The organism is Sulfitobacter sp. SK012, assembly GCF_003352085.1.
GTDB lineage: Bacteria > Pseudomonadota > Alphaproteobacteria > Rhodobacterales > Rhodobacteraceae > Sulfitobacter.
Genome location: NZ_CP025804.1, coordinates 4,777,475 through 4,788,204, shown reverse-complemented (window position 1 = coordinate 4,788,204; position 10,730 = coordinate 4,777,475). Strand labels below are relative to the sequence as shown.

Annotated in this window: 11 protein-coding genes; 6 read left to right on the top strand and 5 right to left on the bottom strand. The window is 55.4% G+C overall.

The annotated features are described in order from the left end of the window. Positions 1 to 505: 505 nt before the first annotated feature. From rpsT to mutM, 3 genes are all read right to left on the bottom strand, one after another. Positions 506 to 769 (bottom strand): 30S ribosomal protein S20, encoded by a 264-nt coding sequence (gene rpsT / locus C1J03_RS23300; RefSeq protein WP_114888764.1) that lies wholly within the window; start codon positions 767 to 769, stop codon positions 506 to 508. A gap of 240 nt (positions 770 to 1,009) precedes the next feature. Next, positions 1,010 to 1,786, bottom strand: a complete 777-nt coding sequence (locus C1J03_RS23295; protein WP_114888763.1) for an enoyl-CoA hydratase — start codon at positions 1,784 to 1,786, stop codon at positions 1,010 to 1,012. Between the two features lie 64 nt (positions 1,787 to 1,850). Next, positions 1,851 to 2,702: a bifunctional DNA-formamidopyrimidine glycosylase/DNA-(apurinic or apyrimidinic site) lyase gene (gene mutM, locus C1J03_RS23290; RefSeq protein WP_114888762.1), complete on the bottom strand. Its 852-nt coding sequence runs from the start codon at positions 2,700 to 2,702 to the stop codon at positions 1,851 to 1,853. 71 nt (positions 2,703 to 2,773) lie between these two features. Between mutM and ubiE the strand changes: the two genes are divergently transcribed. Further along, complete coding sequence (gene ubiE / locus C1J03_RS23285; RefSeq protein ID WP_114889158.1) at positions 2,774 to 3,544, top strand: bifunctional demethylmenaquinone methyltransferase/2-methoxy-6-polyprenyl-1,4-benzoquinol methylase UbiE; 771 nt, start codon at positions 2,774 to 2,776, stop codon at positions 3,542 to 3,544. Between the two features lies 1 nt (position 3,545). Continuing rightward, entirely contained in the window at positions 3,546 to 5,078 is a 1,533-nt protein-coding gene (gene ubiB, locus C1J03_RS23280) for a 2-polyprenylphenol 6-hydroxylase (protein ID WP_114888761.1), read from the top strand. A gap of 96 nt (positions 5,079 to 5,174) precedes the next feature. Here ubiB and C1J03_RS23275 read toward each other — a convergent pair whose 3' ends face one another. Beyond that, positions 5,175 to 6,356: an acetyl-CoA C-acyltransferase family protein gene (locus C1J03_RS23275; RefSeq protein WP_114888760.1), complete on the bottom strand. Its 1,182-nt coding sequence runs from the start codon at positions 6,354 to 6,356 to the stop codon at positions 5,175 to 5,177. A gap of 109 nt (positions 6,357 to 6,465) precedes the next feature. On the opposite strand from C1J03_RS23275, the gene C1J03_RS23270 reads away from it, so the two are divergent. From C1J03_RS23270 to C1J03_RS23255, 4 genes are all read left to right on the top strand, one after another. Continuing rightward, positions 6,466 to 7,032 carry a helix-turn-helix domain-containing protein gene (locus C1J03_RS23270; protein ID WP_114888759.1) on the top strand — a complete coding sequence of 189 codons (567 nt, stop codon included), beginning with the start codon at positions 6,466 to 6,468 and terminating at the stop codon, positions 7,030 to 7,032. A gap of 105 nt (positions 7,033 to 7,137) precedes the next feature. Then, positions 7,138 to 8,325, top strand: a complete 1,188-nt coding sequence (locus C1J03_RS23265; protein ID WP_114888758.1) for a glycine C-acetyltransferase — start codon at positions 7,138 to 7,140, stop codon at positions 8,323 to 8,325. Then, entirely contained in the window at positions 8,322 to 9,365 is a 1,044-nt protein-coding gene (tdh, locus tag C1J03_RS23260; protein WP_114888757.1) for an L-threonine 3-dehydrogenase, read from the top strand. The genes C1J03_RS23265 and tdh overlap by 4 nt, the downstream gene beginning before the upstream one ends. A gap of 207 nt (positions 9,366 to 9,572) precedes the next feature. After that, positions 9,573 to 9,983, top strand: coding sequence for a hypothetical protein (locus C1J03_RS23255; protein ID WP_114888756.1), 411 nt, complete (start codon positions 9,573 to 9,575; stop codon positions 9,981 to 9,983). Here C1J03_RS23255 and C1J03_RS23250 read toward each other — a convergent pair. Further along, positions 9,940 to 10,677: a metallophosphoesterase family protein gene (locus C1J03_RS23250; RefSeq protein ID WP_114888755.1), complete on the bottom strand. Its 738-nt coding sequence runs from the start codon at positions 10,675 to 10,677 to the stop codon at positions 9,940 to 9,942. The two genes, C1J03_RS23255 and C1J03_RS23250, sit on opposite strands and share 44 nt — an antisense overlap. Between the last annotated feature and the right edge of the window lie 53 nt (positions 10,678 to 10,730).

The following is a 10,730-nucleotide window of genomic DNA, read 5'->3' as shown; positions in this document are numbered from 1 at the left end:
TCGTCAATTACCGCCTTCATTTTACATGCTGCCCGACAAACTCCGGCACAACCCCAACCGTTAACCTCCAGACAATACTCAGCCGTTCCGATTCCCACAGGAAACAGGCCAATCGTCCTTTGGACATATTTGAATGATGGCGTTGGTTGCCTCTGGCAGAAGAAAGCCCAGACCATACCGAACACCACCGTTCGACTAATTCGACAGGGCAAATGTGCCGGCAGCAGCATCCGCAATGCGGACGGTAGCCCTTTAGATAGGCCTTCGTCCGAGCCTTTGAGTTCAGAGTTGATATGCTAGCACATACCGCCCTGCCCCAAAGCCTGTCCCCCCAGCGACGTGAATCGCATGGACTTGGTAACAAGCGTTTGATGTTGGTTTCAACATATCTTCATTGTTGACTCGGTGATTGCGCGAAAAGAATCTATGAAGCTCTGCAAGTATGTCACACGAACAAAAAAGGCACCGCCGGAGCGGTGCCTTGAATATCAGTCTGTTAGCCGGATTAACCGAGCGATTTAACCCGTGAAGACAGGCGCGACATTTTCCGCGACGCTGTATTCTTGTGGAAGACGCCTTTTGTGACACCTCGCATCAGTTCGGGCTGAGCCGCGAGCAGCGCAGCAGCAGCTGCGTCTTTGTCACCAGAGGCGATCGCCTCTTCAACATTGCGCAGGTATGTACGGATGCGCGAACGGCGTGCCTTGTTGATAGCAAAACGTTTTTCGTTTTGACGGGCCCGTTTTTTCGCCTGTGGTGTGTTTGCCATGAGAATTCTACCTTCGTGTCTTGGTTGTGTGTCTATATATTAGCGCAACGCCAAGCCTACTGCGGACTATTGCCGACAGGTGATTCTAGCCAGAGCGGGCTGCACGCGCATGTATTGAAGCGGGCTATAGCCGCATTTTCAGTTGGTTGTAAAGCCTAGGAGGTGCATCGCGCCGCTGAGGTCGCGGTGCCGGGCCAGAATCTGCATCTTACCTCCCCGCCCAGCTGTTTCATTGGCAGATTATTTGTCCCGAAACTGCGCTTCGCGCTTTTCGAGGAAGGCAGACATGCCCTCGGACTGATCCTCGGTAGCAAAGAGCGAGTGGAACATCCGCCGCTCAAACAATAGCCCCTCGCGCAGAGGTACTTCATAGGCGCGGTTCACAGATTCCTTAACCACCATCACCGAGATCATCGATTTCTCAGCAATCTTATGTGCCGCACCCATCGCCTCTTCCATCAGTTTTTTGACGGGTACCACGCGCGAGGCAAGGCCTGAGCGTTCCGCTTCGGCGGAATCCATAAAGCGGCCAGTCAAGTTCATGTCCATTGCCTTGGATTTACCCACGATCCGCGTCAAACGCTGGGTTCCACCAATGCCGGCCACCACGCCAAGGTTAATCTCGGGCTGGCCAAATTTAGCTGTCTCAGAGCAGATGATAAAATCACACATCATCGCCAATTCGCATCCACCGCCCAACGCATATCCAGAAACGGCCGCGATGATTGGCTTGCGCACCCGCATGATTTGTTCCGTCTCAGGTGTGAACAGATCGCCGCTAAATGCTTCTACAAATGTCTTGTCGCGCATCATTGCGATATCGGCCCCGGCAGCAAATGCCTTTTCCGATCCGGTGATGACAATGCAACGTACTTTATCGTTTTCCTGTGCTGATTTCAGCGCGCTTGCTAGCTCCTTCATCAACTGATCGTTGAGCGCATTCAGCGCGTCAGGCCGGTTCAGCGTGATCAGTGCCACATGGCTGTCCACATTTACGATGATCGTTTCATAAGCCATATGCAAAGCCTTCGATTGTTGCGCTCAGACGACCGTAACTATCACGGGCTCGCTGCTGTTCAAGCTATCTTTGACATGACGCACAGTAGAAAGAGGAGCGGCCTGATTGTACCATGCGACTGATATGCGCAGTACAACCCACGGTTCTGCAGGGTTCGTTTTCGCGTCCGTAGACATCAAAAGAGTGCTGAAAATACCCAAGTTCTCCATCTGCTTGGCGAAAATCTCGTAACGAAGAGCCGCCCGCCTCGATCGCCGCTGATAGGACGTCGCGGATGATCGGCACCAACGCCCCAATCCGCTGCGCAGAAATTTGCCCAGCCTTGCGCGCTGGGCTGATCCCCGCTCGAAACAGCGCCTCGCAAACGTAGATGTTGCCCAATCCCGCGACGATTCGCTGATCCAGCAGGGCCGATTTGATTGGCATATTGCGCCCCTTGAGCGCGTCGATCAGGTGCTTTTCATGAAAATCATTGCCCAATGGCTCCGGTCCCAAAACCGCCAGAAGCTTATGGGTTGCACCTGCCTCCGTTGCCATCAAGTCCATCGCGCCAAAACGGCGTGGGTCGTTAAATGTAATCCGCGTACCGTTTTGCATGTGAAAAACAACATGGTCATGCTTTTCCGCTGGGGGGTGTTCATGCACAAAACGTCCCAGTGGATCGCCAGACACTAGCATTCGACCGGACATACCCAAATGCACCAGCAGCGTCTCGCCACTGCTTAAATCCGCCAAAAGATACTTGGAGCGGCGCCGCAAAAGCTCGACCTTTTGTCCCGACAGGCGCTCTGCCATGTTCGTTGGAAAGGGCCATCGCAGATCGGGGCGATTGACGTCCGCCCGCTCAATCACAACGCCTTCCATGACGGGCGCAAGGCCTCGGCGAACGGTTTCAACTTCGGGCAGTTCGGGCAATGTCTGTGTCCTGCGTCAAATGGCGGTTTGTATCTGGCTATCTGAGGCTATATCCCCGCTATGGCAACCTTATGCTCAACAATATCCGGAAATCGGACATGACCGACAAGACAACCCATTTCGGCGCGCAGACAATCCCGGAAGGGGAGAAAGCAGGCAAAGTCCGCAATCTCTTTACCGACGTGGCCAATAAATATGACATCATGAACGATGTTATGAGCATGGGCATCCACCGCGTCTGGAAAGAAGCGATGATGGATTGGCTGGCCCCGCGTGCTGGGCAAAAGCTTCTGGATGTCGCAGGCGGCACTGGCGATGTGTCGTTCAAATTCCTCAAACGCGCCGGATCGGGCCATGCCACTGTGTTGGATTTGACCGAATCCATGTTGATCGAAGGCCGCAAACGCGCCGAGGCCGCGCAGCTTGAAGGCAGTCTTGACTGGATCGTTGGTGACGCAATGGCGCTGCCTTTCGAGGATAACAGCTTTGACGTTTACACAATCAGCTTTGGCATTCGTAACGTCACACGCCCCCAAGAAGCGCTGAACGAAGCTTACCGCGTTTTGCGCCCCGGTGGCCGCCTTATGGTGCTTGAATTCAGTCAGCTCCCAAACGCTGGGATGCAAAAAGCGTATGATCTTTACAGCTTTAACGTAATTCCACGGATGGGTCAGATGATCGCCAATGACCGCGACAGTTATCAGTATCTGGTCGAATCGATTCGTAACTTTCCCGATCAGGAAACGTTCCTTGGGATGGTGCGGGAGGCTGGATTTGATAACGCCAAGTACCGCAATCTGACGATGGGCGTCGCAGCGCTCCACTCCGGCTGGAAGATCTAGCGTGCGCGGCCCTCACAACATTTGGCGACTTATCCGCACTGGCGCCACGTTTGAACGCACGGGTGCCATGAACGTCGTGCTCGACGCATTCGATGCAACGCCGGCCCTGCGCTTTGTCGCGCGGGCGCTGGGCCTGCCGTTCAAGTTTCTCGGCTACAAGGGCGATCCGTCCATGCCCCCCGCCACCCGTGCGCTCACGGCTCTGGGTCCAGCCTACATCAAATTTGGCCAAGTGCTGTCGACCCGCCCTGATGTTGTTGGTGATGAACTTGCCGTCCAATTGCGGGTGCTCCAAGACAAATTACCGCCCTTCCCAACCGACGTCGCCAAGGCTGAAGTGGAAAAAGAGCTCGGTATGCCGCTGGACGCGATGTTCTCTGAATTCAGCGATTCCGTCGCCGCCGCATCTATCGCACAGGTTCACAAGGCGCGAATGGTCAGCAATGGCGAAGAGGTCGCTGTCAAAGTTCTGCGCCCGGGTATCGAAAAGGCATTTCGCAAGGATGTTGATGCCTTTTATCTCTGCGCGCGCATGGTTGAGCTTTTCTCGCCGGGCTCGCGACGCCTGCGCCCGATGGAAGTGATTGAGCATTTTGATGGTGTTGTCAGGGGGGAGCTTGACCTTCGGCTGGAATCCTCTGCCGCGTCTGAATATGCCGCCAACACCAAAGACGACCCCGGCTTCCAACTGCCTGCCATCAAGTGGGAACATTCCGCCCGCCGTGTGATGACGCTGGAATGGGCCGATGGCGTGCCAATGGGTGACAATGCGGCGATTGATGCTGCGGGTCATGACCGCGTTGAGCTGTCCGAACGGATCCTGCAACTTTTCCTACAGCATGCTCTGCGCGACGGATATTTCCACGGCGATATGCACCAAGGCAACCTCAAGGTCGCCCCAAATGGCGACATCATTGCGTATGATTTTGGCATCATGGGTCACATCGATGAGTACACCCGACGAGTCTACGCCGAGATCCTTTATGGGTTCATCCGTAAAGATTACAAACGCGTCGCTAAAGTGCATTTTGAGGCGGGATATGTCCCCGCCGATAAGGACGTGGATGAATTCGCCCGCGCGTTGCGCGCCGTCGGCGAGCCGATCTTTGGCATGGATGCATCGCACATCTCGATGGCTAGGCTGCTTAGCTACCTGTTTGAAGTGACCGAACGTTTCGGCATGGAAACCCGCACAGAGTTGATCTTGTTACAGCGCACGATGGTTGTGGTCGAAGGGGTGGCACGGTCCTTGAACCCAAACATGAACATCTGGCAAGTCGCGAGCCCCGTGGTGACGGATTATATCACCAAATCGATCGGCCCTCGCGCCGTTCTCTCTGACCTCACCGCGACCGCCCGCGTGTTGGCGCGCTTTGGCCCACGTTTGCCTGCGTTGGTCGAAGACGCGCTTATTCGTCAGCAAAATGTGACACCCGAACCAAAGCGCGGCTTTAAACGCTGGATCGCTGCAGCTGCGATCTCCGGTGCAGCAATCGCCTTAGGGGCCAATGCAATTTTCACCGCGCTGGGCTGACTTCATTCAGTTTTTGACATGACTGTTGTGTGGGCCTTGGGGGTATAAAACCCCCAAGGTTTCGTATTGATTTTGCAGCAAGAAGGCCGCGGTAAACTACCCAATCAACTCGATCGCCAAGGCAATGCCCTGACCACCGCCGATGCACATCGTGATCAACCCGCGACGTCCTCCAATCCGCTCCAATTCACAAAGCGCCTTTATGGTGATGATCGCGCCTGTTGCCCCAACGGGGTGTCCAAGCGCGATAGCGCCTCCATTCGGATTGACCCGCGCAGGATCAAGGGCAAGCTCTTTGCTGACAGCCAAAGCTTGGCTGGCAAATGCCTCATTGCTCTCGATCACGTCGAAATCTGCAATGCTCAGCCCGGTCTTTTCCAGCAGCTGTTTCACTGCTGGCACAGGACCAATTCCCATGACCTCGGGGCGTACCCCTGCATGGGCATACCCTAGGATACGTGCACGCGGCCTCAGCCCCGATGCATGGGCCGCCTCTGCCGTCGCCAAAACAAGTGCAGCAGCGCCATCATTAATGCCGCTGGCGTTTCCGGCTGTCACGCGGCCCTCCTTGCGAAAGACAGGGCGCAGGCCCCCCAGAACGTCGAGCGTTGTTGCCTTAGGGTGCTCATCAACTTCAAAGGCTACGGTATCGCGTCCTTTGCGCACCTCAATTGGAACGATTTGATCTGTGAAATGCCCGGCTTGGATAGCAGCCGCGGCGCGTTCTTGGCTTTGCAGTGCAAAAGCATCCTGGTCCGCGCGGCTAATGTCATGTTCATCCGCTACGTTCTCAGCGGTCACGCCCATATGTCCCGTTCCGAATGGGCAGTTCAGCGCGCCTAGCATCATGTCCATCGTCTTGACATCGCCCATCTTCTGACCCCAGCGGGCAGCGGGAAGAATGAACGGCGATCGGCTCATATTTTCCGCACCGCCTGCAAGGGCAAAGGAAGCATCACCCAGCATCAATGATTGCATCGCCGAGACAATCGCCTGCACCCCCGACCCACAAAGGCGGTTCACGTTCATTGCAGGCACCGTTTCCGGAATCCCGGCATCCATCGCAGCAACACGGGACAGATACATGTCGCGTGGCTCAGTATTAATGACATGGCCGAAAACCACATGACCGATCTGGGCCGGATCGACGTCGGCGCGGCTGAGCGCTGCTTTGGCTACGGTTGCGCCGAGCGCCGTTGGTGTCGTGCCTGCCAAAGCGCCGCCAAAGGTGCCGATGGCAGTACGCGCGCCGCTGAGGATGACGATCTCTTGGGTCATGATATTTTCCATTCTATGTTTCACAGAACTATGTCGCTCTCGGGCGGGTTTGTCAGCAGCAACGTGTCGTAACCTTGACGTAGCCAATACCAAACGGCACATATCCGGTATGACGGAAAATCCCGACACTATCCTGACTCAACTCCCTGCGCGGCTCAAAGAAGCACGGCGCACACAAGGTCTGTCGCTCGATGGGGTGGCAAAGCTGTCTGGGGTCAGCCGCTCCATGGTCAGTCAGATTGAGCGCGGCGAATCCAGTCCAACAATCGCGACGCTGTGGAACTTGACCCGAGCTTTGCAGGTCGACTTTGCAGGTCTGCTTGATGGCGCATCGGGCTTGGCACAGATTGAAACGCTCCGCGCGGCTGATGTGCCATCCATCGACAATCTTGGGTCTGGTTGCCGCATCCGCATTCTGTCGCCACCAGAAGAAGCAGGTAAGCATGAGGTCTATGAGTTGCTGATCGCCCAAGGCGGGAAGCTTGAGAGTAAACCGCATACGCGCGGCGCACGCGAGCATCTCAGTATCGTCGAAGGCACCGTCGATGTGACCAGTGCGGATGCGACCAGCCGCGTCACGGCAGGGGATACAGCCCGCTATGCCGCAGATGTTGCGCATTCTATCGCAGCGGTTGATGGCCCGGTCCGCGCGTTTCTTGTGGTGCAGGACGCCTAGTTTCTGCTGAACTTCCCGTATAGTGGAAACATTCCGTGATGATGGAAATTTCTCATTCCGGAATCACCTAAGCTATGGTAGCTCTCTCCGAAAGGGAGCGTTCACATGACACAAGCCTATCTCAGCCATATCACCGATACCTTGGCTCAAATTGATGCGGAGGGCATGATGAAACGCGAACGCCTCATCACCTCCCCTCAAGGTGGCGAGGTCACAGTGGGAGGCCGTTCGGTCATAAATCTATGCGCGAACAACTACCTTGGGCTTGCCGACCATCCCGAGCTGATCGCGGCCGCAAAAGATGCGATGGATCCTAGAGGCTTCGGTATGGCATCAGTCCGCTTCATCTGCGGCACCCAAGATATTCACCGAACACTTGAGCAAAGGCTGGCGGCATTCCTGGGCAAGGACGATAGCATCCTCTTTGCAGCGTGTTTTGACGCCAACGCTGGGTTGTTTGAGCCGCTGTTAGGGCCCGAGGATGCAATTGTTTCAGACGCCTTGAACCATGCATCAATCATTGATGGCATTCGTTTGTGCAAAGCCAAACGCTTTCGCTACGCAAACAGCGATATGACCGACCTTGAAGGCCAATTAAAGAACGCACGGGAGGGCGGTGCGCGGTTCATCATGATCGCGACCGATGGCGTGTTTTCGATGGACGGATATTTGGCCAAGCTGCCGGAAATCACGGCGCTGGCAAAGAAATACGATGCGATGGTTATGGTCGATGACTGCCACGCCACCGGTTTTATGGGTCCCAAGGGCGCAGGTACACCAGCTCACAACGGGGTTGAGGTGGATATCCTTACCGGCACTTTGGGCAAAGCGCTGGGCGGCGCGATCGGCGGTTATATTGCTGGACCGCAGCCCGTGATTGATCTTTTGCGCCAACGTGCGCGGCCCTATCTGTTTTCGAATTCACTCCCGCCCTCCATCGTCATGGCGGGTATCAAAGCGCTGGAACTGGTTGAGCAGGGCGATGCCCTGCGCGAGAGGCTTTTTGAGAACACCCGGTATTGGCGCAGTGGCTTGCAGGCGTTGGGCTTCAATTTGTTACCGGGCGAGCATCCAATTGTGCCTGTCATGTTAGGCGAAGCGCAATTGGCGCAGGACATGGCCGCCCGCTTGTTCGACGAAGGCGTCTATGTCTCAGGTTTCTTTTTCCCAGTTGTCCCACGGGGTCAGGCGCGGATTAGGACCCAGATGAACGCCGCATTGACCCGAGAAGAACTGGATCGCGCGCTGGATGCCTTCGGCGTAGCGGGTCGCGCGTGCGGGGTCGTGTCATGAGCAATGAAATGAAAGCACTGGCTAAGTTGCACGCCAAAGAAGGCTTGTGGATGACCCATGCACCAGTGCCCGAAATTGGCCCGGATGATGTGCTGATCAAGATCAACAAAACGGGCATTTGTGGCACCGACATTCACATATGGAATTGGGATGAATGGGCTGAGAAGACTGTCCCAGTTCCCCTGATTACTGGTCACGAATTTGCTGGTGAGATTGTTGAATTGGGCGCAAACGTCAAAGATCTAAGCCTAGGTCAGCGTTGTTCTGGGGAAGGTCATTTGATTGGCAAAAACTCACGGCAAAGCCGGGCGGGTAAGTTCCACCTCGATCCTGCGACGCGGGGTATTGGCGTGAACGAGCAGGGGGCTTTTGCGCAGTACCTCCGCCTGCCAGCTTTCAACGTCGTGCCTTTGCCCGACGAGATTTCCGATGACATTGGGGCGATCCTGGATCCGCTTGGCAATGCTGTTCACACTGCACTGAGCTTTGATCTTGTGGGCGAGGATGTGCTGATTACTGGCGCTGGGCCCATCGGCATAATGGCAGCAGCAGTTGCCCGACATGTGGGCGCGCGGCATGTGGTGATAACGGATGTAAATCCTGACCGCCTTGCACTGGCTGCACGGGTTGCTGATGTGATCACCGTTAATGTCGCTGAAGAAGAATTATCAGATGTCATTCCACGTCTGAAAATGAAGCAGGGCTTTGACGTGGGCCTTGAGATGTCAGGCAATCAGCAGGCGCTTGATCAGATGGTCGAGGCGATGACGATGGGGGGTCGGATCGCGATGCTTGGCATTCCCCCCGGCAAGTCCCCTGTCGACTGGAGCCGCATTGTTTTCAAAGCGATTACCATAAAGGGTGTCTATGGCCGCGAGATATTTGAGACTTGGTACAAGATGATTGCCATGCTTGAGAACGGGTTGGACGTGTCCAAGATCATAACCCACCGTTTTGGAGTGGATGAATTCGAGCAGGGCTTTGCGGCGATGAAATCAGGCCAGTCAGGCAAAGTGGTTTTGGATTGGACCTCAGCCTGACCATCAAGGATGGATCTACGCCATAGGTCCCAGCTCCTGAAATCCGTACCAATTCGAGCTCAACGTACTTCCTTTAACCGAACTGATCTGGGGCCCGCACAGGCAATATCCGTGCCACAGCTGAATGGTGTCAGAGTAGGCGGCTTTGCAGAACGGTTTTTGTCGGAACCGCTGGCGGTAGAACCCAAATAGCGCCAAGATTGCGGGATGTATGCAGAAGACTCATTTTACACGCTAAGCCTCGCACAAAGAATGGGGCTGCTTACCCTTACAGCAGTTTTGATCCTACTCGTTTTGGGGATTGCGATCGCAGTAATGCGCAAGAAGCGTGGGACTGTTCGGCTCGCCACTGCGACACTTTTATTTTCGCTCTTTGCATGGGTCTCGCCGCAAGCTTACTACGCCTACTACCAAATGATTTTCGATGGGTTGCCAGCGCAGATCGTGATTGGTGCGCCACCGACGTTGGATGCTCTATTGGGGATTGTGACGTTCACCGGGCCAGGAACACTATCTGCGCATGGCTTGGGCGCACTATTTTGGGCCTTGGTTTGGCTCGCGTGGTGGCTGCGCCCTATTGGGCTTCCTGATCAAGCAAAACCCGACCGCGATCCGTAAGCTGCCAGCACTGGCCGCCCTCGAAGACTGCGGCTGTCAGCGGTTTTCCGTACCCCGCCCCTGTGTCCAGATTTACCCGGTTGCCATAGTGCGTAGCTGCGTCAACGGGCGTGTGGCCATGGATAATCAGCTTGGGGTGAGAACCCAAGTGGTCATGAAATTCTTGTCGGATCCAAAGCAAGTCTTCCTCGATTTGAGCATCTAAAGCGACGTCGGGACGAATGCCCGCATGAACGAACATCAAATCCTCGACGGCATGGCTAAGCTTCAACTCATTCAGAAAGGCGATGTGTTTTTTTGGGATCGCTTCAAGGCTGTCGCGGTGCACATCTTTTTCACGTCTCCGTCCGCTAGCATCAACACCGTAAGACACGAGCGTCGTGTCGCCGCCAAGCCGGGGATGCAGCCAATAAAGCTCAACCATCAAGAAAGGGTCATGGCGCAGCGGGCTTTCAAGAAACCACTCAAACATACGGTCGTGGTTACCCTTCAAAAAGGTCCAATTCCGCTGAGCATCTCTCCCTTCGATCAACACATCCAGCACGTCGCGGCTTTTGGGGCCGCGATCGGTGTAGTCGCCCAAGAAAACGATCTGAGCATCCCTGCCGCCGTCTTTTTCAATCAGCCCTAGCACCCGCTCCAACTGCGAAAGTTGGCCGTGGATATCACCGATGGCATAGATAGCGTTGGTCATGATGTGCAGTCCTTATAGGCAAACAGCGCCACCCGAAGGCCGCGCTGCAAGAT